The sequence below is a fragment of the Methylobacterium sp. 1A genome (assembly GCF_058072805.1).
Genome location: NZ_JBYQVE010000001.1, coordinates 629053 through 654710, shown reverse-complemented (window position 1 = coordinate 654710; position 25658 = coordinate 629053). Strand labels below are relative to the sequence as shown.

Below are 25658 nucleotides of genomic sequence, written 5' to 3'. Positions count from 1 at the left end.
GCGCGCGAAAACTCTATCGTCCCGGCCGCACCGGGCAGAGCCGCGAGGTGAGGTCATGCCTGCATCGGACGAAGTGTCCGCAACCCAGCGCGATGACTGGATTCACGGCGGCCACTTGGTCCTCGCCGCGGATCCCGACACGTCCGACCACGCGGCGATCCATGCCTGGATCCTCGACTTCATGCAGACAGGCGCGGACGATCCCGATCAGGACAGCATCCGATCCCTGATCTACCACAGCCTGAACTTCGATATCCCGTTCCAGGCGACGGAGCACGTCCGGCAATCCTTGATCGCCACCGTGCGGGCGCGCCTCGCGGCCGAAGCGTCGCGTCGCGGCCTCTGACCGACCTGCGCCCCGCGGGCCACCGCGGCAGGCCGGCGCCAAGAGAAAAGGGGCCGCCTCGCGGCGACCCCCTTCCTTCGTCTCAGCGGATGGCTCGGACTTAGAAGTCCATGCCGCCCATGCCGCCGCCCGGCATGGCCGGAGCAGGGCTATCCTTCTTCGGCGCGTCGGCGACCATCGCCTCGGTGGTCACCAGCAGGCCGGCGACCGAGGCCGCGTCCTGCAGGGCGGTGCGCACCACCTTGGCCGGGTCGACGATGCCGGCCTGGATCATGTCGACGTACTCTTCGGTCTGGGCGTTGAAGCCGAAGGTCTCCGAGGAGGTGTTGTCGGTGATCTTGCCGACCACGATCGAGCCTTCCACGCCCGCGTTCTGGGCGATCTGGCGGAGCGGGGCCTCGAGCGCCTTCAGGACGATCTTGATGCCGGCCTGCACGTCCGGGATCTCGGACTTCAGCTCGGCGACCGCCTTCTTGGCGCGCAGCAGCGCGGTGCCGCCGCCCGGGACGATGCCTTCCTCGACCGCCGCGCGGGTGGCGTTGAGGGCGTCGTCGACGCGGTCCTTCTTCTCCTTCACCTCGACCTCGGTCGCGCCGCCGACGCGGATCACCGCGACGCCGCCCGCGAGCTTGGCCAGGCGCTCCTGGAGCTTCTCGCGGTCGTAGTCCGAGGTGGTCTCCTCGATCTGCGCCTTGATCTGCGAGATGCGGCCCTCGATGTCGGACTTCTCGCCGACGCCGTCGATGATCGTGGTGTTCTCCTTCTCGATGCGCACGCGCTTGGCGCGACCGAGCATGGGGAGCGTCACGTTCTCGAGCTTGATGCCGAGGTCCTCGGCGATCATCTGGCCCTTGGTCAGGATCGCGATGTCCTCGAGCATCGCCTTGCGGCGGTCACCGAAGCCCGGCGCCTTGACGGCCGCGACCTTGAGGCCGCCGCGGAGCTTGTTGACGACGAGGGTGGCCAGAGCCTCGCCCTCGATGTCCTCGGCGATGATCAGGAGCGGCTTGCCGGTCTGAACGACGGCCTCGAGCACCGGCAGCATGGCCTGGAGCGACGAGAGCTTCTTCTCGTGGATGAGGATGTAGGGGTCCTCGAGCTCGGCGACCATCTTCTCCGCGTTCGTGATGAAGTACGGAGAGAGGTAGCCGCGGTCGAACTGCATGCCCTCGACGACGTCGAGCTCGGTCTCGGCCGTCTTGGCCTCCTCGACCGTGATCACGCCCTCGTTGCCCACCTTCTGCATGGCGTGGGCGATCATCTCGCCGATCTCCTTGTCGCCGTTGGCGGAGATCGTGCCGACCTGGGCGACCTCGTCGGAGGTCGAGACCTTCTTGGCGCGCGCGATGATGTCCTTCACAGCGGCCTGGGTGGCGAGGTCGATGCCGCGCTTCAGGTCCATCGGGTTGATGCCGGCGGCGACGTACTTGGCGCCCTCGCGGACGATGGCCTGGGCCAGCACGGTCGCGGTGGTGGTGCCGTCACCCGCGATGTCGTTGGTCTTCGAGGCCACTTCGCGCACCATCTGGGCGCCCATGTTCTCGAACTTGTCGGCGAGCTCGATCTCCTTGGCGACCGTCACACCGTCCTTGGTGATGCGCGGGGCGCCGAAGCTCTTCTCGATCACGACGTTGCGGCCCTTCGGGCCGAGCGTCACCTTCACCGCGTCGGCGAGGATGTCGACGCCGCGCAGCATCTTATCGCGGGCGTCGGCGGAGAAACGAACGTCTTTCGCTGCCATTGTGTGCCTCTTAGCTGGTTGTTGAACCCCAAGGCCGGGACGGCCTCAAAGGGCGATGGCGGGTGACCCGATCAGGCGGCGACGACGCCCATGATGTCGGATTCCTTCATGATCAGGAGGTCCTGACCGTCGATCTTGACCTCGGTGCCGGACCACTTGCCGAACAGGACGCGGTCGCCAGCCTTCACGTCGAGCGCGTTGACGCGGCCGGCCTCGTCGCGGGCGCCGGGACCGACGGCGACGACCTCGCCCTCCTGCGGCTTCTCCTTGGCGGTGTCCGGGATGATGATGCCGCCCTTGGTCTTCTCTTCGCCTTCGATGCGACGGACGACCACGCGGTCGTGCAGCGGACGGAACTTCATGAGCTGCCCTCTTGCTTCAGGTCTTGAGTTGGCGTTGATGCGGCCGGCGGGACCGCTCGCAAACTCGACTGTTAGCACTCTGTCTCGGCGAGTGCCAAAGACGGCCGCGAGATAGGCGCGGGCGGGTTCCGAGTCAAGGCTGTCGCACCCCCGCGCGACGGTGCGATGACGCGCCGGCGGCCCCGTTCCCCCTCATGGATAACGCGCTCTCATGTTGAGCCTGCACGGACCCGAAGGCCCGGTGGCGCTGCGACCCGGCGGCCCGATCGCGCGCGACACCGTGTGGCTCGACCTGAACGACCCCACGCCGGAAGAGGCTGCGGCGGTCGAGGCCGCGACCGGCCTGCGGGTGCCGTCGCGGGCGGCGCTCTCGGAGGTCGAGACGTCGAGCCGCCTGCGCCGGGTCAAGGGCGGCCTCTCGCTCTCGACCCCGATGATCACGTTCGAGCAGAGCGCGTCGCAGCTGAAGCCGCTGGGCTTCCTGCTGACCAAGGATCACCTCGTCACGATCCGCTTCCACGACCTGCGCGCCATCGAGGCGTCCGCCAAGCGTATCGCCGACGGCGACGGCAGCACGACGCCGAGCGAGATCTTCCTCGTCGTGCTGGAGGAACTGGTCGACAGCCTCGCCGACGCCCTCGAGGATATGGGCTCCGAGCTCGACACGCTCTCGACCCGCATCTTCGACTTCGACGTCCGCGGTGCCGAGCGGCGGCGCCTGGAGAGCCCGCCGCCCCGGCGCCGCGACCTCGCCCTGCGCCGGATCCTGCGCGGCATCAGCAACCGCGGGAAGGTTCTGGGCAAGATCCGGTCGAGCCTGCTCGGGCTCGAACGGATCATCCCGTTCGTCGCCGCGGCCTGCGACAGCCTCGGCCTGCCGGAGGATGCGCGCTTCGAGACGATCAAGCGGGACATCGAATCCCTCGACGAGTTCGAGACGCGGCTCGCCGAGAACGTGCAGTTCCTGCTCGACGCGGCCCTCGGCCTGATCACCATCGAGCAGAACAACGTCTTCCGCGTCCTCACCGTCGTCTCAGTGGTCGGCGTCCCGCCGACGCTGATCGCGTCGATCTACGGCATGAATTTCAAGCACATGCCCGAGCTGGATTGGGCGCTCGGATATCCCTACGCGCTCGGCCTGATCCTCATCAGCGCGGTCGCGCCGATCGTATACTTTCGCATGCGCGGCTGGTTCTGATATTCGTAAGTATGCTTCGGCCCTGACTGAGTTTATATTTGAATGCAATCTCGACGATGGCGTCGGTCCGGTTACGGACGCACAGAGGGCGCGGCGCTACAAGCATTCGATTTCCGTCAGGCAACTCTTAAACTGGACGAATGCCAGAATAAGGGATTCATTAACGCTGTGAGGCTACACCCCACGCCGGGGGAACGCGAGCCGTACCATGTTCAATCGCACTGTTTTCAATGAAGCCCAGGCCAAGATCGACGCGCTCGACCGCTCGCTGGCGATCATCGAGTTCTCGATGGACGGAACGGTCCTTCACGCGAACGAGAACTTCCTGCGATTGATGAAATACGGCCTCAGCGATGTCCAGAAACGCCATCACCGCATCTTCGTGGACAAGAGCTACGCCGAGTCCGCCGATTACGCGGCGTTCTGGAGCAAGCTGAAGGACGGCCAGTACGTCACGGGCGAGTTCCTGCGCCTCGACAAGGAGGGCGACTCGGTCTGGCTCGAGGCGACGTACAATCCTGTCCTCGACGCGCGCGGCAAGCCGATCAAGGTCGTTAAGTTCGCCGCGGACATCTCGGCGAAGAAGAAGGAGATCAACCGGCTCCTGACGATGATCGACAACGTTCCCGTGGCGGTCATGACGGCCGATCTGAAGGACAACTTCAAGATCGACTACATGAACGCCACGTCGCGCAAGACCCTCGGCACGATCGACCAGCACCTGCCGGTGAAGGTCGACGACATGCTCGGCCGCTCGTTCGACATCTTCCACAAGAACCCCAGCCACCAGCGCACGATGCTGGCCGACGCGAGCCGGCTGCCGCACAGCACCAAGATCAAGGTCGGGCCCGAGACCCTCAACCTACGGGTCACGGCCGTGAACGACGAGAAGGGCCAGTACCTCGGCCCGATGCTGACCTGGGCGGTCGTCACCGCGCAGGTGAACATGGAGACCGACGTCAAGCGGGTCGTCGAGGCCGTCGGCTCCGCCATCCAGGAGATGCAGAGCTCGGCCGTGGGCCTGATGCAGTCGGCCGAATCCGCGCGCCACAAGGCGTCGTCGGTCGCGTCGAACTCCGAGCAGATGAACGGCGCGATCCAAGAGATCTCCGGCCAGGTCGGGCGGGTCTCGGAGCGCGCGCAGCAGATCGCCGCCCAGGCGGGGACCACCGACGCGACCATGCGCCAGCTCGCCGAGAACGCCCGCAAGGTCGACGCGGTGGTGGGCATGATCAAGTCGATCGCCGACCAGACCAACCTGCTCGCCCTGAACGCCACCATCGAGGCGGCCCGCGCGGGCGCCGCCGGGCGCGGCTTCGCCGTGGTGGCCTCCGAGGTGAAGGCGCTCGCCGAGCAGACCGCCAAGGCGACCGGCGAGATCACGCAACAGGTCTCGGCGATCCAGAGCGCGACCGGCGACGCGGTCGGCGCCATCGAGATGATCACGGCCGCGGTGGACGAACTGTCCAAGCTCACCCTGGCGATGGCGAGCGCCGTCGAGGAGCAGGCGGTCTCGACCCACGAGATGGCGGGCAATATCGGCGGCGTCTCCGAGGCCGCCAACGCCACCGGTCAGCTCGCCCAGACGGTCCAGGGCATCGCCGAGAGCCTCGCCGGCCACTCGACGAGCCTGTCGGAGAGCGTGATCCGGTTCATGAAGACGGCCTGATCGGGCGACTCAGTCCCGGGCGAGCTGCGCCCGGCCGATGGCGAAGACCCGCCCGTCCCCGAGGAGATGGGCGGTGAAGCCGTCGGGGAACAGGCTCTCGATCGCCCGGTCGCGGACGTTCAGGCCGCCGGCGTAGGCGCCGAAGGCCGGCATGACGAGGCGGGTGCCGTCCGTGACGAAGCAGCGGCGGCGCACCGCCCGCCCGCGCATCGCCACCTTCCCGCAGGGATGGAGGTGGCCGGCGATCTCGCCGGGCACGGGCTCCGGGCTCGGCTCGTGGCGCAGGACGAGGCCGCCGAGCGTCAGTGCGTCCGCGTAGCGGCCGCCGACGCCCTCGTTCACGGCCGCGTCGTGGTTGCCGGCGATCCAGACCCAGTCCCGGCCCTCCTGCAGGGCCGCCACCAGGGCGCGGTCGCCCGGCTCCATGCGCTCGGGACCGCGGGCGTCGTGGAAGGAATCGCCCAGCGCCACCACCCGGGCCGGATCGTGCCGCACCACCGCCTCGTGCAGGCAGGCGAGCGTCTCCCGGGTGTCGTAGGGCGGCAGGAACTGGCCGGAGCGGGCCGCGTAGGACGAGCCCTTCTCCAGGTGGAGATCGGACACGATCAGCGTCCGGTGCTCCGGCAGCCAGAGGCCGCCGCACAGGTCCAGCACCAGGGTCTCGCCCGCGAGCTGCAGGGTGGGGTGCTTGGGAGTCTTCTCGAGTCTCAGGCCGGCCGCCAAGATCGCATCCTCGGTGTCGTCGGGGGAGGGCGGATCGACGGTCAGGACAGAGCCTCTTGGAGAAGCTCCGCCTCGGCCTCGGCCAGGATCTCGTCGGCGCCCTCGCCGTAGACCCGCTCGCGCCCGATCTCGAGCATCACGGACACGGAGAGCGGCGAGACCCGGTCGAGAGACCTGTGGATGATTCGCCCCTGGATGCGCTCTAGCATCATGCCGAGGCGCCTCACGTCGAGGAGTCCGGTTGCCGCATCCTGCCGCGCGGCCCGCAGCAGCAGGTGGTCGGGCTGGTGCTTGCGCAGCACGTCGTAGATCAGGTCGGTCGAGATCGTGACCTGCCGGCCGGACTTCTTCTGTCCCGGGTGATGGCGCTCGATCAGGCCGGCGATCACCGCGCATTGCCGGAAGGTGCGCTTCATCATCGCGGATTCGTCGAGCCACGCCTCAAGATCGTCGCCCAGCATGTCGACGGCGAAGAGGTCGCCGATGAAGTCCGGATCGATCGCGGCGCGCTCCGAGACGTCGCGGGTCGACCAGATGGCGATGCCGTAATCGTTGGCCGCGAAGCCGAGCGGGCGCAGGCCGGAACGCTCCAGCCGCCGGGTCAGCAGCATGCCGAGCGTCTGGTGGGCGAGGCGGCCCTCGAACGGGAAGGCCGTGAGGTAGTAGCGCTTGCCGCGCGGAAAGGTCTCGACGAGGAGGTCGCGCTCGCCCGGCAGGACCGAGCGGCGGCGCTGCTGCAGCAGGTAGGCGCCGATCTGCTCGGGCAGACGGTCCCACTCGAACGGGTCGGCGATCAGCGCGCGCACCCGGGCGGCCAGGAAGGTCGAGAGCGGGAACTTCGCGCCCGCGTAGGACGGGATCGCCGGGTCGGTGCCAGCCGGCGCGCGGGTGACCAGGCACTCGTCCTCGGCGAGCCCCTCGAAGCGCAGGGTCTCGCCCGCGAACAGGAAGGTGTCGCCCACCGTCAGCGTCTCGGCAAACTCGTCCTCGATCTCGCCGAGCACCCGCCCGGTCTTCGGCAGCACCGTGCCGGGCTTGCCGCGCAGGGTCCGGCCGAGGCGGACCTTCACCCGGGCCGCCTCCACGATGGTGCCGACATTCATCCGGTAGGCCTGGGCGGTGCGGGCGTCGCGCACGCGCCAGAGCCCGTCCGGCCCGCGCAGGATCTTGGCGAAGCGCTCGTAGGCGCGCAGCGCGTAGCCGCCGGTGGCGACGTAGTCGACGACCTGCTCGAACGATTCCCAGGTCAGCCCGGCGTAGGGCGCGGCCGAGACGATCTCGTCGTAGAGGTGGAGCGGATCGAAGGCGTCGGCGCAGGCCATGCCGAGGACGTGCTGGGCGAGGACGTCGAGGGCGCCCTGGCGGGCGTCCGGCGTGTCCTGGGCGGCCTCCTCCACGGCGTCGAGGGCCGCCTGGCACTCCAGCATCTCGAAGCGGTTGCCCGGAACGAGGTAGGCCTTCGAGGGCTCGTCCATCCGGTGGTTGGCCCGGCCGATCCGCTGCATGATCCGGCTCGCCCCCTTCGGCGCGCCGACATTGACCACGAGATCGACGTCGCCCCAGTCGATGCCGAGATCGAGGGTCGCAGTGCAGACGATCGCCCGGAGCTGGCCCGCCGCCATGGCGGCCTCGACCCGGCGGCGCTGCTGGGCATCGAGCGAGCCGTGGTGGATCGCGATCGGCAAGGCGTCGTCGTTGAGCCGCCACAGCTCCTGGAACGTGTACTCGGCCTGGAGGCGGGTGTTCACGAAGACCAGCGTGGTCCGGTGCTCGCGGATGAGGTCGTAGATCGCCGGCATCGAGTGCCACGCGGTGTGGCCGGAGATCGGCAGCGCCCGGCCGAGATCGAGCATGCGCAGGTCCGCCTTCGCGCCGCCGGCGACGGTGACGAGATCGGCCATGGGCGGCGCGACGGACTCCCCGTCCCGTCCGGGAGAGGGTCGGGGTGGGGGAGGAGACGCGTCAGGATCGGCCGCGCCGTCCCCGCGCGCGGCGGGAGGAGGGGGAAGCGGCCCCTGCGGCACCAGGTACTTCCGCAGCTCGTCCGGTTCCCGCACCGTGGCGGAGAGCCCGATCGCCGCGAGGCCGGGGCTCAGCCGGTGCAGCCGCGCCAGTGCCAGGGACAGCAGGTCGCCGCGCTTCGAGGTCACCAGCGCGTGCAGCTCGTCGAGCACCACGCAGCGCAATCCGGAGAAGAATTCCGCCGCCTCGCGATGGGCGATCAGCAGCGCCAGCTGCTCGGGCGTGGTCAGCAGGATGTCCGGCGGCCGGCTGATCTGGCGGGTGCGCTTGTGGGCCGGGGTGTCGCCGGTGCGGGTCTCGACGCGCATTGGCAGCGCCATCTCGGCGATCGGCGCGTCGAGGTTGCGGGCGATGTCGACCGCGAGCGCCTTCAGGGGCGAGACGTAGAGGGTGTGGAGGCCCGCCGCCTTCCGCTGGGGGCCACGCTCGGCGAGGGCCACGAGGCTCGGCAGGAAGCCGGCCAGCGTCTTGCCGGCCCCGGTCGGCGCCACCAGCAGGGCAGAGCGGCCGGCGCCGGCGATCCGCAGGAGATCGAGCTGGTGCGATCGGGGCGCCCAGCCGCGCCCGGCGAACCAGGCGCGGAACCGCTCCGGCAGGATCTCGGACGGGTCGCTCAGGCGAGCGCCATCAGGAAGCGGTCGATCAGCTCCAGCGCCCGCTCGCTCATCGGGCTCGGGTAGCGGGCGAAGACGTGGCAGCCGCCGGGATAGATCGCCGTGTGGCCGCCATTGCCCGCCGCCGCCCAGCGCGCCGACATGTACAGCGTGTCGTCGAGGAGTGGGTCGGCGGTGCCGATGGTGAACAGGGCCGGCGGCAGACCCTTCAGGTCGGCGTAGATCGGCGACACGTCCGGCCGGCGCCGGTCGATGCCCTCGCGGACGTAGCCGTCGGCGAACTTGGTCAGATCGCGGGTGTTCACGACCAGCCGCTCCTCGCCCCAGTTCCGCACCGACGGTGTGAGACCGAGGTCGAAGAAGCCGGCGTTGAGGTTGGCGCCCCGGAAGGCCCGGGGCAGGTTGTGCTTGTCGCGCAGCCGCAGCAGCACCATCACGGCGAGATGCGCCCCCACCGACTCGCCGCCGATGGTCAGCGCGTGGATGCCGAACTCGGTCTTGCCCGGACCGGCCAGCCACAGGGCCGCCGCTTCGCAGTCGAGCAGCGCCGCCGGATACGGGTGCTCGGGGGCGAGGCGGTACTCGACCGACAGGGCGACGAAGCCGCAGGTGTCGGCGATGCGCTCCAGCCAGGGATCCTGCTCATCGGCGGAGCCCCAGACCCAGCCGCCGCGGTGGATGTGCAGGTAGGCGCCGCGCAGCTTCGTGCCGGGCTTGGGCCGGACGACGCGGAGCTTGAGCGGGCCGCCGGGCCCGTCGATCGTCAGCCACTCCGCCCGGGCGCTGTGCGGCATGGCGGGCGCCGCCTTGGTGCCGAGACGGCGCCGCTCGCGCACCTCGGCGATCGGCAGCGACCAGGGATCGGGCAGCGCGGCGTGCGCCGCGACGATCTCGGCATTGAGCCGGAGCGTCTCGGGATCGATCGTCGCCGGGTCGAACAGGGCGTGGTCGATCATCGTGCGTATGGTCCCGTCGGCACTCAGAGCCTCTCACACCAATTCCCGATTCCCGGGAGTTCTTCCTTTGGCCGAGGCCGCGCCGCGAGAGTCCCGCGGCGTAGTTCACCCCGTCCGGCATCTTGGCGCGCGCGACGCCGCTTGCCATCTGCACGGCGCGCGAGAAACCCGCCAACGCCTGATCCGCGCTCGAGTTTCGACGCGGTGTGGTGTGCCGGTCACGGTTCCGCCCGCTTCGTCGCCGATCCGAGGGCCCTGAGGCTTCACGAGGACGCAATGCTCGTCGATCACGACCGGCGCCGGCAAGGCTATCAGCAGGGCGCCCCGCCGAACGCCCCCTACGGCGCGGACAGCTACCGGTCGCGCCCCTCGGCGCTGCGGCGGTTCCTCGGCGGCTCGCCGGCCGGCGTGTTCTTGCGGCTCCTGTTCCTGTCGGTGCTGGTCGGCGCCTTCATGTCGATGCTCGGTCTGACGCCGGGGCGGCTGTTCTGGCACGTCTACGATTCGGCTCGGGCGCTGGTGGAGGTCGGGCTGGCGTCGCTCCACGATTTCGGCGGCTGGATCGTCGCCGGGGCGATCGTGGTCGTGCCGCTCTGGCTGATCGCGCGCCTGTTCGCCGTCTCTCGCTGACGGGGTCCGGGACCGATCCGGCCCGGTCTCGCCCCGACGGCCCGGCGCGCCGGCGGTTCGGGCAGTTCGGCCGCCCGCCATCGCAACCCGCCGATGCGATCACCCCGCTTTGCGCGGAGGGCGCGGCTTCTTAGCGTGCGGCATGATTCACACCGTCGCCAGCTCGGCCCGCCCGACGAACCGCCGCGTCCTGGCCCTGGCGCTGCCCATGACGATCGCCAACGTCACGACGCCGATGCTCGGCTTCGTCGGGGCGGCGGTGATCGGGCGGCTCGGCGACGCGGCGCTGCTCGGCGCCATCGCCCTCGGCGCGGTGATCTTCGACGCGATCTTCTGGTCGTTCGGGGCGCTCCGCATGGCGACCGCCGGCCTGACCGCGCAGGCGGTCGGAGGGCGCGACGACGCCGAGGTCGACCGCATCCTGGCGCGGGCGCTGGCGGCGGGCGCGCTGATCGGGCTCGTCCTGGTGGTCCTGCAGGGTCCCCTCGCGCAGCTCGCCTTCGCGATCAGCGGGGCGAGCGCGGCGGTGATCGCCGGTCTCGCGACCTACTTCCACATCCGCATCCTGTCCGCGCCCTTCGTGCTGGCGAGCTACGGCGTGCTCGGCTCGGTCCTAGGGCGCGGGCGCACCGATCTCGGCCTGCTGCTGCAGATCGCCATCAACCTGACCAACGTCGCGCTGACGCTCATTCTGGTCCTGGGCTTCGGCCTAGGCCTCGCCGGCGCGGCGCTGGCGACCCTCGGCGCCGAGGCGCTCGGGCTCGGCCTCGGGCTGATTCTCCTGGCGCGGCTCGGCTCCCGACCGTTTCGGGTGCCGCTGCGCGACCTCCGCGACGCCGCGGCGCTCCGCCGGACGCTCAGCGTCAACGGCGACGTCATCCTGCGGACGCTCGCGCTGATCACCGGCATCGTGCTGTTCTCGGCGCTGGGCGCCCGGCAGGGCGACGTGGTCCTGGCCGCGAACTCGGTCCTGTGGAATCTCTTCCTGATCGGCGGTTTCTTCCTCGACGGCTTCGCCACGGCGGCCGAGACCCTGTGCGGCCAGGCCGTCGGCGCCCGGGACCGGGAGGCGTTCGACGCGGCCGCCGCCCTGAGCCTGCGCTGGTGCCTCGGCTTCGGCCTCGCGGTCAGCCTGGTGTCGCTGGCGGGCGGCCCGGCCTTCATCGATGCCGTGACCACGAACGGCCCGGTGCGCGAGGCGGCCCGGTCCTACCTCGTCCTCGCCGCCCTGGCGCCGCTCGCCGCCGCGGCGCCCTTCGCGTATGACGGGATCTATATCGGCGCGACCTGGACGCGGGCGATGCGCAACCTGATGGTGTGCGCGCTCGCCGCCTACTGCGCGATCCTCGCGCTCGTCGAGAGCCTGGGCTTCGGCAATACCGGGCTGTGGCTGGCCTTCGTGAGCTTCCTGGGCGCCCGGGGCCTCGGACAGGCGATCGCGTTCCCGCGCCTCGCCCGGGACACGTTCCGGACGCCGGCCGCGGCCGCCCTCGAACCGGCGGCCTAGGCGGCAGCCGAGCGCGACCTCGAGACGTGCTAGCGCGGATCCTTCCAGGTGGTGGGCTGGGCCGGCGGCACGGCGCGGGCCACGGAGCCGGTGGTCCGCGGTACGGCGGCCTCCGCCCGCCGCGGGTAGGACCGGCGCGGGGCCGCGTAGCCGTAGCGGCGTCCCCGGCGGACGTGCCGGCGCCCGCGCTCCGACGAGTTCCCCACGAAGCCGCCGACCACGGCCCCCGCGACGGCGCCGATCGGGCCGCCGACCAGCGCCCCCGCGACCGCGCCGGAGCCGACGCCGAGGGTGGTCCGGCTCTGGGCCCGGGCCGCCTCAGGTGCCGCCAATGTCCCGAGCAAGGCGAGGGTGACCAAGACTTTGCGCATCGTAGAGATCCCGGACTTCGAGAATTGGTTTCGTCCGGCCTTTAAGCGGCGGAACATGACCAAACCGCGGCTTCGATCTGCGGAGAGACGGCGCGGTATCAAACCGCGCGGGGACTCACCCGCCCCGACCTTTAGGGTGTGGCGCGGCCGGGTTCGTGCTTTAGGGTGCAGCGCAACGACGGGAGGCCGCGCGACGGCCCAGGAGGGAGAAGCCGATGGCCACGACCACCGATCTGCGCCTGCGCCGCAGCGTGCTCTACATGCCCGGCTCGAACCAGCGGGCGCTCGACAAGGCCAAGTCCCTGCCGGTGGACAGCATCATCCTCGACCTCGAGGACGCCGTCGGCCCGGAGGAGAAGGAGCTCGCCCGCGATCAGGTCTGCGCCGCGGTCAAGAGCGGCGCCTACGGCAGCCGCGAGCTGGTCATCCGGGTCAACGCCCCGCAGACCCCGTGGGGCGAGGCGGATCTCCACGCCGCCATCGAGGCCGAGCCCGACGCGATCCTGATGCCGAAGGTCTCGTCCCCCGCCGTGCTGGAGAGCATCGCCGACCGGCTCGAATCCCTCGACGCGCCGGACGGCATCGCGATCTGGGCGATGGTCGAGACCCCGGCCTCGATCCTCAACATCCAGGAGATCGCCCGGGCGAAGCGCGACCCGCGCAACCGGCTGACCTGCCTCGTGCTCGGCACCAACGACCTCGCCAAGGACACCTGGGCCAAGATCGTCCCCGGCCGCGTGCCGATGCTGCCCTGGATGATGATGGCGCTGGCCGCCGCGCGGGCGGAGGGGCTCGCGATCCTCGACGGCGTCTACAACGACATCGCCGACACAGAGGGCTGCCGCGACGAGTGCCGGCAGGCCCGGGACCTGGGCTTCGACGGCAAGACCCTGATCCACCCGACGCAGCTGGAGCCGGCCAACACGTCCTTCGCTCCGACCGAGGAGGAGGTGCGCCGGGCCAAGCTGGTGATCGAGGCGTTCGAGCGCCCGGAATACGCCAAGCGCGGCGCGATCAAGCTGGAGGGCCGGCTCTACGAGCGGCAGCATCTCGGCGTGAACCGGCGGGCGGTCACCTGGGCCGAGGCGATCAAGGCGAAGGGGTTCTGAGCGCGTCCGTCCTCGCCGGAGCGAAGCGATCCAGGGCAGCGCCGCGCCCGAGTCTGTCGCGGTCCCTGGGTCACTTCGCTACGCGCGTGATGACGGCACCGACGGCCCTGAATCGGCGGTCGTGTAGCGCGTCCGCTGGGTGCGCCCGTCGCGGGCCGTGACGGCGACGAGGCCCGCCTCGTCCAGGCCCGAGAGGGCGCGCAGCACCAGGGCGTGCTCCACCCCGAAGGTGCGGGCGAAGGCGCGGCTGTCGCCCGGCAGACCGAGGTCGAGCGCCGCCAGGAGGCCCGCCGCCAGCGGGTCGAGATCCGGGCGGGCGGCCGAAACCCGGTCGAGGGCGGCGACGAACGCCGCCTCGTCGGGCTCCGCGCTCACGCGGCCGCGCGCGCCTGCAGGGTGACCAGCACCGACTTGGAGGTCGGCGTGTCGCTCTTCTCGCCGTAGGTGGAGAGCGGCACGAGCACGTTCAGCTCCGGATAGTAGCCGGCCAGCGCCCCCCGCGGCATGTCGAAGGGCACGAGGCGGAAATCCTCCGCCCGGCGGGTGATGCCGTCGTCGTGCGTGCCGACGACGTCGACCCGGTCGCCGAGCCGGTCGCGGATCTCCGCGAGATCGTCCGGATGGGCGAAGATCACGCGGCGCTCGCCGTAGACGCCGCGGTAGCGGTCATCCAGGCCGTAGATCGTCGTGTTGTACTGGTCGTGGCTGCGGAAGGTCTGCAGCACGAACGTGTCGCGGGTCTTCCGCGCGGCCTGGTGCTCGGTCTCGGCCGGCAGGGCGTCGGCCGAGAAGGTGGCCCGGCCGGTCGCCGTCTCGAACACCCGCTCGGCGGCGAGGTTGCGCAGCATGAAGCCGCGCGGCTTGCGCACCCGGGTGTTGTAGCCGGTGAAGCCCGGGATCGTGGCGGCGATCGCCTCGCGGATCCGGTCGTAATCCGCGGCGAAGCCGGCCCAGTCGATGGCGGCGGAGCCGACGGTCGCCTGCGCCATGCCGGCGATGATGGCGATCTCGGAGCGGAGCTCCTTCGAGGCCGGCTTGTTGATGCCGCCAGACCCGTGGACCATGCTCATCGAATCCTCGACGGTCACGATCTGGATCTTGCCCTCGGCGCCCCGGTCGATCTCGGTTCGGCCCAGGCAGGGCAGCAGGTAGCCGACCGCGCCCGGCACGAGGTGGGCGTGGTTGAGCTTGGTGGCGATTTGCACGGTGAGCCGGCACGAGGCCAGCGCCTGCGCCACGACGGGCGTGTCGGGCGTCGCCCGCAGGAAGTTGCCGCCGAGCCCGATGAAGGCCTTCGCCGTGCCGTCGCGCATGGCCCGGATCGCCGCCAGGACGTTGTGGCCGTGCCGGCGCGGCATGGCGAGGCCGAAATGCTGCTCCAGCGAATCCAGGAAGGCGGCGGACGGGCGCTCGTTGATGCCGACCGTGCGGTCGCCCTGCACGTTCGAGTGGCCGCGGACCGGGCAGAGGCCCGCGCCGGCCCGGCCGATATGGCCGCGCAGGAACAGCAGGTTGGCGATCTCCCGGATCGTCGCCACCGAGTGGCGGTGCTGGGTCACGCCCATGGCCCAGGTCGCGATGACCCGCTGGGCGCCCAGATAGACGTCCGCCATCGCGGCGATCTCGTCCATGGTCAGGCCCGACTGGTCGAGGATCGCGTCCCAGGACGTCGCCTCGACGGCGGCGCGGTAGGCCTCGAGCCCGGCGGTGTGGTGCTCGAGGAAGGCGCGGTCGAGGAGCGAGGGCCGGCCGGCCGCCAGCGCCTCGGCGTCGCGGGCGAACACGACCTTGGCGATGCCCCGGAAGGCCGCCATGTCGCCGCCCGAGCGCGGCTGCAGGTAGTGGCTGGCGATGGGGCGGCTGGCGCCGCGCAGCATCTCGACGGTGTTCTGCGGGTCGGCGAAGCGCTCCAGGCCGCGCTCACGGACCGGGTTCAGCACCACGACCTTGGCGCCGCGCTCGGCCGCCCGGCGCAGGTCGCCGAGCATCCGCGGGTGGTTGGTGCCGGGATTCTGGCCGACGCAGAAGATCGCGTCCGCCTTCTCGAAATCCTCCAGCAGGACCGTGCCCTTGCCGATGCCGATGGCGTCGATCAGCGCGACGCCGCTCGCCTCGTGGCACATGTTCGAGCAGTCGGGGAAGTTGTTGGTCCCGTAGGCGCGGGCGAAGAGCTGGTACAGGTACGCCGCCTCGTTGGAGGCGCGGCCCGAGGTGTAGAACTCGGCCTGGTCCGGATGGTCGAGCCCGCGCAGGGTCGCGCCGATCTCCGCGAAGGCCTCGTCCCAGCTCACCGGCAGGTAGCGGTCGCTCGCAGCGTCATAGCGCATCGGGTGCGTCAGGCGGCCCTGGCCCTCCAGGGCGTAGTCGCTCCAGGTGCGCAGCTCGGTCAGGGTGTGCTTGGCGAAGAAGGACGGCTTCGTGCGCTTGTCCGTCGCCTCCCAGGAAACCGCCTTCACGCCGTTCTCGCAGAACTCGAAGGACGAGCCGTGCTCCGGGTCGCCCCAGGCGCAGCCGGGGCAGTCGAACCCGTCGGGCTGGTTCGCCTTCAGCAGCGCGCGGGCGCCGGTGAGGGGTGCGCGGCTGCCGAGCAGGTGCTTGCCGCAGCTCTTCAGAGCACCCCAGCCGCCGGCGGCGGAGGAGCGCTTGGTGGACCCTTCAGACTGGGCCATGAACCGTCCTGGATTGGCTGACGCGATGTGTCTCGCAACCGCGAGATAAGCGCCTCTCCGACCCCCTCACAATGGCGTGCCGGCGCAGGCCCCTCATGCACGGGGCACAGGCTAAGCTCCCGCTGTGCAAAGCCTTTCTAAACTGCGACCCCAAGAAGATTGTCCGGCGCGGCGCCGCGACCGGCTCGCCCGCGCCGGCTCAGTCCCCGCGGGCGAGGTCGGCGGCGTCGCGCCCGACGACCTGCCGGAGCGAGGCGATGCCGGCCTCGCTCATGCGCCGCAGGATCCCGTCCTTGATGCGCCCGACGAGGCCCGGCCCCTCGTAGACCAGCGCCGAGTAGAGCTGCACGAGGCTCGCTCCGGCCCGGATCTTGGTCCAGGCCGCCTCGGCCGAATCCACGCCGCCGACCCCGATGAGCGGCAGCGCGTCCCCGACGCGCAGGCGCGTCTGGGCGAGCATCCGCGTCGCCGGGCCGAAGAGCGGCCGCCCCGAGAGGCCGCCCGTCTCCCGCGCGAGACCCTGCTCGCGCAGGCTCGCCGGGCGGGCCACCGTGGTGTTGGACACGACGAGGGCCTGGACCCCGCGCCGCTGCGCCGTCGCGCAGACCGCGTCGAGGGCGTCGAGCGCCATGTCGGGGGCGATCTTGAGGAGGACCGCCGCGCCGGCGCCTGCCGCGTCCCGGGCCTCGACCGTGCGGGCGAGCAGCTCGTCGAGGAAGGCCTCACCCTGGAGGTCGCGCAGGCCCGGCGTGTTGGGCGAGGAGACGTTGACCGTGACGAAGTCGACGAGCGGCGCGAGGGCTGCGGTGCAGGCGGCGTAGTCGGCGAGGCGGTCGGCGGATTCCTTGTTCGCGCCGATGTTGACGCCGACGATACCGGCTCGCCCCCTCCGGGCGCGCAGACGGTCGGCCACCACCTCCAGCCCCTCGCTGTTGAGGCCGAAGCGGTTGATCACGGCGCGGTCGTCGGGGAGGCGGAAGACCCGCGGCCGCGGGTTGCCGGGCTGGGGCCGCGGCACGACCCCGCCGACCTCGACGAAGCCGAAGCCGAGGCCCAGCAGCGCGTCGGGAACGCGCGCGCCCTTGTCGAAGCCGGCCGCGAGGCCGACCGGGTTGGGGAAGCGGCGGCCGAGCAGGTCGACGGCGAGGCGCGGGTCGTCCGCCGGCCGCGGCCCCGCAGGCAGGAGCGCCAGGGCGGCGAGGGTCAGGTCGTGCGCGCGCTCCGCGTCGAGGCGGTGCAGCAGCGGTCTGACGAGGGGGAAGGCGGCCGCGATCATGCCGGCAGGATCCCGGCGGGGAAGGCGTGCCGGCCGTCGGCGCCCAGCGGCATATCGTCCACCGCGACCACGGCGGACAGCGGTAGCGGGCCGTAGAGATGCGGGAACAGGTCGCCGCCGCGAGAGGGCTCGTAGCGCAGGCCGTCGCCGAGGGCGTCGGCCTCGACCGCGACGAGGAGCAGGTCGTCCTGCCCGGCGAAGTGCCGGGCCGCCGTCTCGGCGACCTGGGCGGCCGTCGAGAAGTGGATGAAGCCGTCCTGATGATCGATCGGGGCGCCCGTGAACCGGCCCGCGGCCTCGGCCTCGCGCCACAGAGGGCGCGGACAGATCTTGTAGATGAGCGGCATCGAAGCTCCCCGGAGACGACGCTGCGATAGAGGCGCCGGGCCGCGGCGGCAACCGCGCCGCGCCGCGCCCGATTCGAGGAGCGATTGCAATCTGCCGCCCGTAGTTCTACTTTCCTACGACTAGGCTGGACGTCACACAGCCCCGTCCGGACCGGCAGAGCGGATCCGGAAAGCAGATTGTCAAGTATCTCCGCGCGTACCCGGCGGGTGTCGAACGGACCCGGCGGGCGAACCGTCTCCGTGCCTCCGAGGCAGCCGGATCCCGGCTGGTGAGACGGGGGTGCCGGCCCGCTCAGGCTGAGCTTCCGAGCCCGCTATGCTGTCGCACGAGCAGATCTGGAACGCCATCGACCGGCTCGCCGAGCGCCACGGCTACTCGGCCTCGGGCCTCGCCCGCCGCGCCGGCCTCGACGCGACCAGCTTCAACCGGTCGAAGCGCGTGGGCGCCGACGGCCGCAAGCGCTGGCCGTCCACCGAATCCGTGTCGAAGGTCCTGGCCGCCACCGGCTCGAGCCTCGACGAGTTCCTGCGGCTCATCGAGGCCCGCGAGATCCCCGCCCGCACGATGGTGCCGCTGATCGGCCTGACCCAGGCCGGGGCCGGCCGCCTGTTCACCGACGAGGGCATGCCCACCGGGGGCGCCGGCTGGGAGGAGATCGAGTTTCCGGATCTCGGCGAGGAGCGGGCCTTCGCGCTGGAGATCCAGGGCGATTCCATGCTGCCGCTGTTCCGGGACGGCGACGTCCTGATCGTGTCGCCGACGGCCAGCGTGCGCAAGGGCGACCGCGTCGTGGTCCGCCTGCACGGCGGCGAGGTCCTGGCCAAGGAGCTGCGGCGGCGCACCGCCCGGACCGTGGAACTGGCCTCCCTGAACCCCGAGCACGAGGTCCGGGTCCTCAATCTCGGCGAGGTGGCCTGGATGGCCCGGGTGATGTGGGTGCGCCAGTAGGCGGTGCCCGGACGGGTCGGCACGCCGTTCGACGCACGGATCCACCCGCGGATCCACGCTTGGCCGTGAGGCCGTTCATCGCTATCGCTGGCCCGTCGCGGACCTTCCGCATCCGCTGAGCGCGAACGCAGCATGGCGCAGCCCGGGACGGATCACAGCGCGGCCGAAGGCGGGTCGCTGGCGGACGAGGCCCGCGCGCTCCTCGACGCGCTGCCGACGCCCAGCCTGGTGCTCGATCCGCAGGGCCGTGTCCGCCACGCCAATCCCGCCCTGGAGCGGATCGCCGGCTACCCGGCGGAGCGGCTCGTCGCGCAGGGACTCGACCTGATCCTGGCGCAGCGCACGGCGCCCCTCGACCCCGCCGGCACCGAGCCTCAGGAATTCCTGGCCAGCCGCGCGGACGGGACGAGCTTCTGGGCACGCCTGGAGACGGCGGCCCTGCCCGGGACCCCGTTCCGCATCGGCCAGATCCGCGACGAGACGGCCCGGCGCGAGGCCGAGGGCGCGCTCGCGCTCTCCCGCCAGCGCGAGGCGCTGGGGCTCCTGACCAACAGCGTCGCCCACGAGTTCAACAACTTCCTGCAGATCCTGATCGGCTACATCGACGGGCTCAAGCGGCGGCTCGGGGACCGGCAGGAGCCGTTCGTCCAGCGGGCGATCGCCCGCTCGGCCGACGCCACCGAGCGCGCGGCGATCCTGACCCGGCACCTGCTCGCCTATTCGCGCCGCATCGCGCCGGACGTCCGGTCGGTCGACCTCGACGCCATCGTGGCCGACCTCGCCGCCCGCCTCGAGCCCGACCTGCCGCCCGGGATCCGCCTCACCGTGGCGGCGACGCCGGGCCTGCCGCGGGCGATCAGCAATCCCACACAGATCGAGTTCGCCCTGCGGCATCTCGTCGCCAATGCCTGCGAGGCGATGCCGTCGGGCGGGACGCTGACCCTGTCGACCTTCCGGGTGGATCCCGGCGACCGCTCCCTGCAGCAGCCGGGCCAGGGGAGCGTCGGGATCGCGGTCGGCGACACCGGGCAGGGCATGTCGCCCGAGATGCTCGCCCGGGCCCTGGCGCCGTTCCAGACCAGCCACGAGGCCGGGCGCGGCGCGGGCCTCGCGATCGTCCACGGCCTCATGAAGCGGCAGAACGGGACCATCACCCTCGACAGCCGCAGCGGGGAGGGGACGCAGGTGCGCCTCTCCTTCCCGGCCGCCCCGGAGCGCACGCTCCACTAGAGCCGTGCCATTCACGCGATGGGCGCGACGGGCGGGCTCGGAATGCGCAGCGGCGATCCGGTGGAAAACGTCGCCCGGGCGACGGCGGGCAGGACTAAAACCGCTGCCCGACCGTTCCCATATCGTCACTGGCGCTCCGCGCCACCCGGTTCTCGTCCTCTGAGGCGTGTACATGTTTACTGAGATTTCGCGCCGCCGGCGTGTGGCCGCCCTCCTGGCGCTGGCCGCTGCGCTGACCGTCGCGGCACCCGTCGTGGAAGCCCGTCCGGGCGGCGGCGGGTCCGTCGGGTCCCGCGGCTCGCGCACCTACACGGCGCCGTCCGCCACGCCGACCGCTCCGGGCGGCGGCACGACGATGCAGCGCTCGCAGACCGCGCCTTCGCCCGGCATGGGCAGCCCCGGCATGCAGGCCCCGGCCGCGCCCGGTCGCCGCTTCGGCGGCGGCTTCTTCGCGGGCCTGCTCGGCGCCGGCCTGATCGGCGCGCTGCTCGGCGGCGGCTTCTTCGGCGGTCTCGGTGGCCTCGCCTCGATGATCGGCCTCCTGTTCCAGGTCGGTCTCGTCGTGCTCGTGGTGATGCTGGCCCTGCGGTTCTTCCGCCGCCGGAACGAGCCGGCCGGCGCCGGCGCGCCCTACGCCCGCTCGTCGCTCGACGATCAGCCGGGCGCCCGCGGCCCGATGGGCGGCGCTCCGGGTGGCGCTCCGGGCGGCCCGGCTCCCGGCGGCATGTTCGGCGGTGGGCAGCGCCCGCCGCAGACGCGCCCGGTGCAGATCGGCCCGGCCGATTACCAGGCCTTCGAGCGTCTGCTCGGCGACATCCAGGATGCCTACTCGCGCGAGGATCGGGTGACCCTGGGCAACCTGTCGACGCCCGAGATGGTCAGCTACTTCGACGAGGAGCTGCGCGGCAACGCGGCCCGCGGCGTGGTGAACAAGATCTCGGACGTGAAGCTGCTGCAGGGCGACCTCGCGGAGGCCTGGGGCGAGGACCGCACCGACTACGCGACCGTGGCCATGCGCTACGCTCTTAAGGACGTGATGATCGAGCGGGCGAGCGGCCGCGTCGTCTCCACGGACTCGTCCGAGGCGACGGAGCTCTGGACCTTCCTGCGCCAGCCCGGCCGCGGCTGGGTGCTCTCGGCGATCCAGCAGACCCGCTGACCCGGCAACGCTCCGGCCTCAGGGCCGGAGTCACGGCTCTTCGTCAGGCCGACGTCCCCACCGGGGCGCCGGCTTTTCTATGCGCGTCCCACCGATTGGCGAGATCGACGAACCCGGACACCGGGATCTCCTCGGCGCGCGCGGTCTCGGACAGGCCGGCGGCGGCCAGCAGGGCGCCGGCCTCGGGCGTCAAGGCCTTGAGGCTCTGGCGCAGCATCTTCCGCCGCTGGCCGAAGGCCGCCCGGGTGACGGCTTCGAGCGCGCCGGCGCGGCAGGGCAGGGGCTGGGCGCGCGGCACCAGCCGGACCACGCTCGAGGTCACCTTGGGTGGCGGCACGAAGGCCGAGGGGCTGACGTCGAACAGGATCTCGGCCTCCGTACGCCAGCCGCAGAGGACGCCGAGCCGGCCGTAATCGGCCCGCTCCTCCGGGCCGGCGACGATCCGCTCGGCGACCTCCCGCTGGAACATCAGCACGGCCTGGTCCCACCAGGGCGGCCAGGCGTCGCCGTCGAGCCATCCGGTGAGCAGGGCGGTGCCGACATTGTAGGGCAGGTTGGCGACGATCCGCGCCGGGGCCTCGCCCACCAGCGGCCGCGGGTCGAAGGCGAGCGCGTCGGCGTCGACCACCTCGAGCCGGCCGGGATAGTGGGCGGCGATCTCGGCGAGGGCCGGCAGGGCGCGCGGGTCGCGCTCGATCGCCACGACGCGGGCGGCGCCCTCGGCGAGGAGCGCGCGCGTCAGCCCCCCCGGGCCCGGCCCGACCTCCACCACGGTCACCCCCGCGAGCGGACCGGCCGCCCGGGCGATCCGGCCGGTCAGGTTGAGGTCGTAGAGGAAGTTCTGGCCGAGCGCCTTCTTCGGCTCCAGGCCGTGGCGGGCGACGACCTCGCGCAGCGGGGGAAGACCGTCCCCGGCGCTCATGCTGGCTGCCTCACAGCTCGTCCTCGGGATCGAAGTGGCGGGCGCCGACGGGCCGGGGACGGCCGGCATAGATGCTGAACGGGATGATCTCGGCCCCGGCGGGGGCCTCGCTCCGCGCCGCCGCGTTGGCGGCCAGCCGGTCGGCGAGGCGCAGGGCCGCCACGAGGCTGTCCGGCCGGGCGACGCCCTGGCCGGCGATGTCGAAGGCCGTCCCGTGGTCCGGCGAGGTGCGCACGAAGGGCAGGCCGAGGGTGACGTTCACGCCGTCGTCGAACGCGATCGTCTTGATCGGGATCAGGGCCTGATCGTGCGTGGGCGCGAGGGCGACGTCGTAGGTCTCGCGGGCGCGGGCGTGGAACAGGGTGTCGGCGGGGAGCGGCCCGCGGATGTCGATGCCCCGCGCCCGCAGGCGCGCCACGGCGGGGGCGAGGACGTCGCGGTCCTCGCGGCCGATCGTTCCGGCCTCGCCCGCGTGCGGGTTCAGGCCGGCGAGGACGAGGCGCGGCTCGGGCAGGCCGAACCGCTCCCGCAGGTCCCAGGCGACGATCGCGGCGGTCTCCTCGACGAGTTCCTGGGTGAGCAGGTCCGGCACGTCCCTCAGCGGCACGTGGATCGTCACCGGCACGACCGAGAGGCCGGCGCTCCAGATCATCATCACCGGCCGGGGCGGCGTCACGCCGGGCGGCACAGCGAGGGCGGCCAGGAACTCGGTGTGCCCGGGATGGGCGAAGCCCGTCCGGGTCAGCACGAACTTGGCGATCGGGTTGGTCACCACCGCGCTCGCGCGCCCGGCCTTCACGAACTCCACCGCCGCGGTGATCGACTCGATGGTCGCGCCGGCGTTGCCGGAATCGGGGACGCCGGGATCGGCCGCGACGCGGGCGCCGCTCGGCAAGGGCACCACGGGGAGCGCGCGCGGGAACACCTCGGCGGCCGTCTCGGGATCGACCTCCGCCACCGGGACGGGGCGGTCGAGGCGGTGGGCGAGGCGCTCGACGAAGTCGGGATCGGCCACCAGGAAGAACGGCGGCAACGGATCCGCCCCGCCGCGCCCGAGCCACGCGCTGAGCGCCAGCTCCGGGCCGATGCCGGCGGGATCTCCGAGGGTGAGGGCGAGGGGCGGCATGGGCGCTCTATAGCGCCCGCGCGGCGCGGGCGCATCCTCGGCGGCTCAGACCGAGCGGCGGGATCGCGGCGGGCGACGCGCCGGATCGGCGCGTCGCCGGTCCCGGTTCCTCAGCGGATCGAGGCGATGCCGTCGGCGGTGGTGGCGGTCCCGACGTTCTGGCGCAGGTCGGCCTCGCCCAGGGTCTTCAGCTCGACTCGCAGCAGCACCGTCTGGTTGCGCTCGCGGACGCCCGTCGCGGTCGCGATCGGCGAGTTGATGTAGTTCAGCGAGACGGTGGTGCACTCGTCCTGATAGCCGCCGCCGAAGCTCGCGCCCGACAGGTAGAAGCGGCCCGGATTCTGGTAGATCGGCACCGTCCCGATCGGGTTCGCCAGGTAGGAGCTCAGCGCGTCCGTGTAGGTGTTGCGCACGTCGAGGTAGTGGGTCAGGTCGACGAGCAGCGAGCCCGACACGAACCAGTTCGGCGTGATGTTGTAGGTCGCGGTGGCGGTGATGCCCTCGCGGTAGTGGCTGTAGCCCAGCAGAGGCTGCGCCTCGTAGTACGAGTAGAAGGCCGAGACGGTGAGCGGCAGGAACGGCGCGAACCGCGCCGTCGCGCCGGTCTCGAACCGCGCCACGTGGAAGTCGGACTGGTTGAACCGGGCCCGGCTGATGAACGTGATGTTCTGGTTCGGCGAGACCTGGAAACGGCCGACGAAGTCCGAGCGCTGCGTCTCGAGTCCGGAATCGAGGCCGGTGTTGGCGATGTCGCCGCGGCGGAACGAGTTGACGCCCGCGAGCTGGATGGACTCGCCGAACAGGACGTTCGCGTACCAGCCGGACGGGGTCACGACCGAGTACTGGCCGCCGAGATTGGTGCGCACGCCGCCCTCGACCCGGTCGTAGCCCGAGAACTTGTCCCACTCGAACAGCGAGGTGTCGTCGAAGACGAGGCTCTGCGCGTCCTCGTTCGGCAGGCGGCCGATCCGGGTCTCCGACGGCCGCGCGATGATCTGGCCGATCGGCTCCAGGGTGTGGACGCCGAGGGCGCCGAAATTGGCGACGAACGGGTAGCGGTAGTCGAGGCCGATCGCCGGCATGACCCGCCCGGCAAAGCCCTGATCGACGTGCGCGACCTGCGGGACGAGGTCGTTCTGGTAGCCCGAGAAGCTCGTGCTGTTGAAGAACGCGTCCGTGCGCAGGTACGCGAAGGGCGTGAATTTCTGGCCCAGATCGTCGATGAAGCTGCGGCGCCAGGACAGCTCCGCGGAGGCGCGGGTGTTCGTGCCGGCGAGCCCGTCGATGGCGCACAGGCCGCGCTGGAAGACCGTGCAGGTCTGGTACAGCGGGAAGCTGACGCCGTTGACGCTCGGCGAGAACAGGTAGCTCGAGGTCCGCGGCAGGCCCTGGTACTGCGTGGTCTCGCGGGTCAGGCTGGTGATGTTCGCCTGGAAGCGCACCTCGCCGCCGATCTCCGATGGGCCGTTGATCCGCTTGTCGTAGTCGATCACCGGCGCCACGATCGGCTGCTGCTTCTGCCAGTCGAAGCTCGACAGGCCCTTGAAGTAGTAGCCCCGCGCCTCGAACCACGAGCGGTCGCCCTGGCCGATCAGGAAGGCCGTCGAGGTGGCCTCACGGAAATAGTCCGTGGTGATGTTCTGGTTGCGGATCCGGTAATTGTCGAGGAACCACTTGTCGGTCACGCCGACGAGGTCCCAGCCCGTGCGCCAGCGCGGGTTGATGTAGAACCGGCCCTGCGATTCGACGGAGCCGCGGAAGTCGCGCTCGCCGGCGCCGAGGGGGCTCGGCAGGAACGCCGAGGGCGTCGTCTGCGAGATGCCCGACAGGCGGATGTTGTAGAAGCCGTTGTCGATCCGCTGGCGGAACTCGCCCTGCGCGAGCAGGCCCTGGCGGCTGAGCAGGGTCGGCGTCAGCGTCAGGTCGTAGTTCGGCGCGAGGTTGATGAAGTACGGGAGCGACACGCCGTTGCCGAGCGCGGTCGTCGTGACGAAGCGCGGCGTCAGGAAGCCGGTCTTGCGCTTCACCGTCGGGTCCGGCGCCTCGAAATACGGCAGGTAGGCCACCGGGATGCCGGCGATCTCAAGCGTCGAGTCGTCGAAGTAGACCGTGTGGGTCTCGTTGTCGTGGATGATCTTCTTCGCCTTGATCTGCCACAGCGGCGGCGTCTCAGGGTTGTCCTTGCACGGCTCGCAGGCCGTGTAGCTGCCGGACTCGAAGCTCGTCTGCTCGCCGTTCAGGCGCTCGGCCCGCGGCGCGGAGAAGCGGGTGCGCACCGTCTCGAACTTCCGCTGCACGGTCTGCTGCCCGCGGAAGGCGTCGACGAAGCCGGTCTTGAAGTCGTCGGTGAGCTCCATGCGCGCGCCGGTCACGACGCCGCCGTCGGCCTCGGTGAGGCGGACATTGCCCTCGGCGAAGACCCGGCCGGAATTCCGGTCGTAGCGCACGCGGTCGGCCTGCAAGGTCCGGGGGCCGTAATGCAGCTCGGCGTTGCCCCGGGCCGTCACGGTGTTGCGGTCGTTGTCGTAGATCAGCTCGTCGGCCTCGACGAGCAGCTTGTCGCCGGGCTTGCCGGCCGCGACGGCGGGCAGGCCCTGGGCATGGGCGGATAGGCCCCCGGCCAGCGGCGCGGCGAGCGCCAGCGCGGCCCGGAAACCAGCCTTCCGCAGGATGTCGGCGACCTTACGCAACGCGCGTCCCAACCCCTGTGACGTCTGCCGCCACCAACCTCA

The 25658-nt window shown here is 71.4% G+C and carries 22 protein-coding genes; 9 read left to right on the top strand and 13 right to left on the bottom strand.

Going from position 1 to position 25658, the window contains the following annotated elements; all coding sequences use genetic code 11:
• Nucleotides 1-55 precede the first annotated feature (55 nt).
• Nucleotides 56-346, top strand: a complete 291-nt coding sequence (locus ACX9MN_RS03175; protein ID WP_100252936.1) for a hypothetical protein — start codon at nucleotides 56-58, stop codon at nucleotides 344-346.
• A 100-nt stretch (nucleotides 347-446) separates the two neighbouring features.
• On the opposite strand, the gene groL is transcribed toward ACX9MN_RS03175, so the two are convergent.
• A complete protein-coding gene (gene groL, locus ACX9MN_RS03170; protein WP_132366947.1) occupies nucleotides 447-2087 on the bottom strand; it encodes a chaperonin GroEL in 1641 nt (546 codons plus the stop codon).
• 71 nt (nucleotides 2088-2158) lie between these two features.
• The gene (groES, locus tag ACX9MN_RS03165; protein WP_020093567.1) at nucleotides 2159-2449 is read right to left on the bottom strand and encodes a co-chaperone GroES; all 291 of its coding nucleotides are present in this window, start codon (nucleotides 2447-2449) and stop codon (nucleotides 2159-2161) included.
• 211 nt (nucleotides 2450-2660) lie between these two features.
• Here groES and ACX9MN_RS03160 point away from each other — a divergent pair, with 211 nt between their 5' ends.
• Both ACX9MN_RS03160 and ACX9MN_RS03155 read left to right on the top strand, forming a co-directional pair.
• Nucleotides 2661-3647: a CorA family divalent cation transporter gene (locus ACX9MN_RS03160; RefSeq protein ID WP_020093566.1), complete on the top strand. Its 987-nt coding sequence runs from the start codon at nucleotides 2661-2663 to the stop codon at nucleotides 3645-3647.
• Nucleotides 3648-3855: 208 nt separating this feature from the next.
• Nucleotides 3856-5316: a methyl-accepting chemotaxis protein gene (locus ACX9MN_RS03155; RefSeq protein ID WP_489723672.1), complete on the top strand. Its 1461-nt coding sequence runs from the start codon at nucleotides 3856-3858 to the stop codon at nucleotides 5314-5316.
• Nucleotides 5317-5325: 9 nt separating this feature from the next.
• Here the strand turns inward: ACX9MN_RS03155 and pdeM are convergent, their stop codons facing one another.
• From pdeM to ACX9MN_RS03140, 3 genes are read right to left on the bottom strand one after another with little or no spacing between them, the layout of a single operon-like run.
• Nucleotides 5326-6039, bottom strand: coding sequence for a ligase-associated DNA damage response endonuclease PdeM (gene pdeM, locus ACX9MN_RS03150; RefSeq protein ID WP_091680165.1), 714 nt, complete (start codon nucleotides 6037-6039; stop codon nucleotides 5326-5328).
• A 41-nt stretch (nucleotides 6040-6080) separates the two neighbouring features.
• Nucleotides 6081-8678: a ligase-associated DNA damage response DEXH box helicase gene (locus tag ACX9MN_RS03145; RefSeq protein WP_132366993.1), complete on the bottom strand. Its 2598-nt coding sequence runs from the start codon at nucleotides 8676-8678 to the stop codon at nucleotides 6081-6083.
• Nucleotides 8675-9631, bottom strand: coding sequence for an alpha/beta hydrolase (locus ACX9MN_RS03140; RefSeq protein WP_091680189.1), 957 nt, complete (start codon nucleotides 9629-9631; stop codon nucleotides 8675-8677). Before ACX9MN_RS03140 ends, ACX9MN_RS03145 begins: the two co-directional genes overlap by 4 nt.
• 276 nt (nucleotides 9632-9907) lie before the next feature.
• Between ACX9MN_RS03140 and ACX9MN_RS03135 the strand changes: the two genes are divergently transcribed.
• Entirely contained in the window at nucleotides 9908-10261 is a 354-nt protein-coding gene (locus ACX9MN_RS03135; RefSeq protein WP_020093561.1) for a DUF6460 domain-containing protein, read from the top strand.
• Between the two features lie 142 nt (nucleotides 10262-10403).
• Nucleotides 10404-11768 carry an MATE family efflux transporter gene (locus ACX9MN_RS03130; protein WP_489723671.1) on the top strand — a complete coding sequence of 455 codons (1365 nt, stop codon included), beginning with the start codon at nucleotides 10404-10406 and terminating at the stop codon, nucleotides 11766-11768.
• Between the two features lie 29 nt (nucleotides 11769-11797).
• Here ACX9MN_RS03130 and ACX9MN_RS03125 read toward each other — a convergent pair whose 3' ends face one another.
• Nucleotides 11798-12139 carry a YMGG-like glycine zipper-containing protein gene (locus ACX9MN_RS03125; RefSeq protein WP_427509414.1) on the bottom strand — a complete coding sequence of 114 codons (342 nt, stop codon included), beginning with the start codon at nucleotides 12137-12139 and terminating at the stop codon, nucleotides 11798-11800.
• Nucleotides 12140-12354: 215 nt separating this feature from the next.
• On the opposite strand from ACX9MN_RS03125, the gene ACX9MN_RS03120 reads away from it, so the two are divergent.
• Entirely contained in the window at nucleotides 12355-13248 is an 894-nt protein-coding gene (locus ACX9MN_RS03120) for an HpcH/HpaI aldolase/citrate lyase family protein (protein WP_489723670.1), read from the top strand.
• A gap of 78 nt (nucleotides 13249-13326) precedes the next feature.
• On the opposite strand, the gene ACX9MN_RS03115 is transcribed toward ACX9MN_RS03120, so the two are convergent.
• The 4 genes from ACX9MN_RS03115 to ACX9MN_RS03100 all read right to left on the bottom strand — a co-directional run bounded on the left by ACX9MN_RS03115 (nucleotide 13327) and on the right by ACX9MN_RS03100 (nucleotide 17540).
• Nucleotides 13327-13623 carry a hypothetical protein gene (locus tag ACX9MN_RS03115; RefSeq protein ID WP_056522370.1) on the bottom strand — a complete coding sequence of 99 codons (297 nt, stop codon included), beginning with the start codon at nucleotides 13621-13623 and terminating at the stop codon, nucleotides 13327-13329.
• Complete coding sequence (locus tag ACX9MN_RS03110) at nucleotides 13620-15917, bottom strand: FdhF/YdeP family oxidoreductase (protein ID WP_489723669.1); 2298 nt, start codon at nucleotides 15915-15917, stop codon at nucleotides 13620-13622. The genes ACX9MN_RS03115 and ACX9MN_RS03110 overlap by 4 nt, the downstream gene beginning before the upstream one ends.
• Before the next feature lie 199 nt (nucleotides 15918-16116).
• Nucleotides 16117-17193, bottom strand: coding sequence for a quinone-dependent dihydroorotate dehydrogenase (locus ACX9MN_RS03105; protein ID WP_103985279.1), 1077 nt, complete (start codon nucleotides 17191-17193; stop codon nucleotides 16117-16119).
• Nucleotides 17190-17540, bottom strand: a complete 351-nt coding sequence (locus ACX9MN_RS03100; protein ID WP_020093554.1) for a DUF952 domain-containing protein — start codon at nucleotides 17538-17540, stop codon at nucleotides 17190-17192. The genes ACX9MN_RS03105 and ACX9MN_RS03100 overlap by 4 nt, the downstream gene beginning before the upstream one ends.
• Before the next feature lie 316 nt (nucleotides 17541-17856).
• Here ACX9MN_RS03100 and ACX9MN_RS03095 point away from each other — a divergent pair, with 316 nt between their 5' ends.
• The 3 genes from ACX9MN_RS03095 (at nucleotide 17857) to ACX9MN_RS03085 (ending at nucleotide 20878) form a co-directional block, all read left to right on the top strand.
• The gene (locus tag ACX9MN_RS03095) at nucleotides 17857-18489 is read left to right on the top strand and encodes a S24 family peptidase (RefSeq protein ID WP_489723668.1); all 633 of its coding nucleotides are present in this window, start codon (nucleotides 17857-17859) and stop codon (nucleotides 18487-18489) included.
• Between the two features lie 132 nt (nucleotides 18490-18621).
• Entirely contained in the window at nucleotides 18622-19719 is a 1098-nt protein-coding gene (locus ACX9MN_RS03090; RefSeq protein WP_020093553.1) for a two-component system sensor histidine kinase NtrB, read from the top strand.
• Nucleotides 19720-19891: 172 nt separating this feature from the next.
• A complete protein-coding gene (locus ACX9MN_RS03085) occupies nucleotides 19892-20878 on the top strand; it encodes a TIM44-like domain-containing protein (protein ID WP_482960335.1) in 987 nt (328 codons plus the stop codon).
• Between the two features lie 43 nt (nucleotides 20879-20921).
• On the opposite strand, the gene rsmA is transcribed toward ACX9MN_RS03085, so the two are convergent.
• From rsmA to ACX9MN_RS03070, 3 genes are all read right to left on the bottom strand, one after another.
• Nucleotides 20922-21800 (bottom strand): 16S rRNA (adenine(1518)-N(6)/adenine(1519)-N(6))-dimethyltransferase RsmA, encoded by an 879-nt coding sequence (rsmA, locus tag ACX9MN_RS03080; RefSeq protein WP_489723667.1) that lies wholly within the window; start codon nucleotides 21798-21800, stop codon nucleotides 20922-20924.
• A 10-nt stretch (nucleotides 21801-21810) separates the two neighbouring features.
• The gene (gene pdxA, locus ACX9MN_RS03075; protein WP_489723666.1) at nucleotides 21811-22926 is read right to left on the bottom strand and encodes a 4-hydroxythreonine-4-phosphate dehydrogenase PdxA; all 1116 of its coding nucleotides are present in this window, start codon (nucleotides 22924-22926) and stop codon (nucleotides 21811-21813) included.
• A gap of 110 nt (nucleotides 22927-23036) precedes the next feature.
• Entirely contained in the window at nucleotides 23037-25616 is a 2580-nt protein-coding gene (locus ACX9MN_RS03070; protein ID WP_489723665.1) for an LPS-assembly protein LptD, read from the bottom strand.
• Between the last annotated feature and the right edge of the window lie 42 nt (nucleotides 25617-25658).

Bases quoted from the DNA above. Each gene is read 5' to 3' on its own strand.
- groL (WP_132366947.1), bottom strand. From the start codon at position 2,087: ATGGCAGCGAAAGACGTTCGTTTCTCCGCCGACGCCCGCGATAAGATG.
- ACX9MN_RS03110 (WP_489723669.1), bottom strand. From the start codon at position 15,917: ATGGCCCAGTCTGAAGGGTCCACCAAGCGCTCCTCCGCCGCCGGCGGC.
- ACX9MN_RS03125 (WP_427509414.1), bottom strand. From the start codon at position 12,139: ATGCGCAAAGTCTTGGTCACCCTCGCCTTGCTCGGGACATTGGCGGCA.
- ACX9MN_RS03130 (WP_489723671.1), top strand. From the start codon at position 10,404: ATGATTCACACCGTCGCCAGCTCGGCCCGCCCGACGAACCGCCGCGTC.
- groES (WP_020093567.1), bottom strand. From the start codon at position 2,449: ATGAAGTTCCGTCCGCTGCACGACCGCGTGGTCGTCCGTCGCATCGAA.
- ACX9MN_RS03090 (WP_020093553.1), top strand. From the start codon at position 18,622: ATGGCGCAGCCCGGGACGGATCACAGCGCGGCCGAAGGCGGGTCGCTG.
- ACX9MN_RS03105 (WP_103985279.1), bottom strand. From the start codon at position 17,193: ATGATCGCGGCCGCCTTCCCCCTCGTCAGACCGCTGCTGCACCGCCTC.
- rsmA (WP_489723667.1), bottom strand. From the start codon at position 21,800: ATGAGCGCCGGGGACGGTCTTCCCCCGCTGCGCGAGGTCGTCGCCCGC.
- ACX9MN_RS03140 (WP_091680189.1), bottom strand. From the start codon at position 9,631: ATGATCGACCACGCCCTGTTCGACCCGGCGACGATCGATCCCGAGACG.
- ACX9MN_RS03135 (WP_020093561.1), top strand. From the start codon at position 9,908: ATGCTCGTCGATCACGACCGGCGCCGGCAAGGCTATCAGCAGGGCGCC.
- ACX9MN_RS03095 (WP_489723668.1), top strand. From the start codon at position 17,857: ATGCTGTCGCACGAGCAGATCTGGAACGCCATCGACCGGCTCGCCGAG.
- ACX9MN_RS03085 (WP_482960335.1), top strand. From the start codon at position 19,892: ATGTTTACTGAGATTTCGCGCCGCCGGCGTGTGGCCGCCCTCCTGGCG.
- pdxA (WP_489723666.1), bottom strand. From the start codon at position 22,926: ATGCCGCCCCTCGCCCTCACCCTCGGAGATCCCGCCGGCATCGGCCCG.
- ACX9MN_RS03100 (WP_020093554.1), bottom strand. From the start codon at position 17,540: ATGCCGCTCATCTACAAGATCTGTCCGCGCCCTCTGTGGCGCGAGGCC.
- ACX9MN_RS03120 (WP_489723670.1), top strand. From the start codon at position 12,355: ATGGCCACGACCACCGATCTGCGCCTGCGCCGCAGCGTGCTCTACATG.
- ACX9MN_RS03160 (WP_020093566.1), top strand. From the start codon at position 2,661: ATGTTGAGCCTGCACGGACCCGAAGGCCCGGTGGCGCTGCGACCCGGC.
- ACX9MN_RS03175 (WP_100252936.1), top strand. From the start codon at position 56: ATGCCTGCATCGGACGAAGTGTCCGCAACCCAGCGCGATGACTGGATT.
- ACX9MN_RS03155 (WP_489723672.1), top strand. From the start codon at position 3,856: ATGTTCAATCGCACTGTTTTCAATGAAGCCCAGGCCAAGATCGACGCG.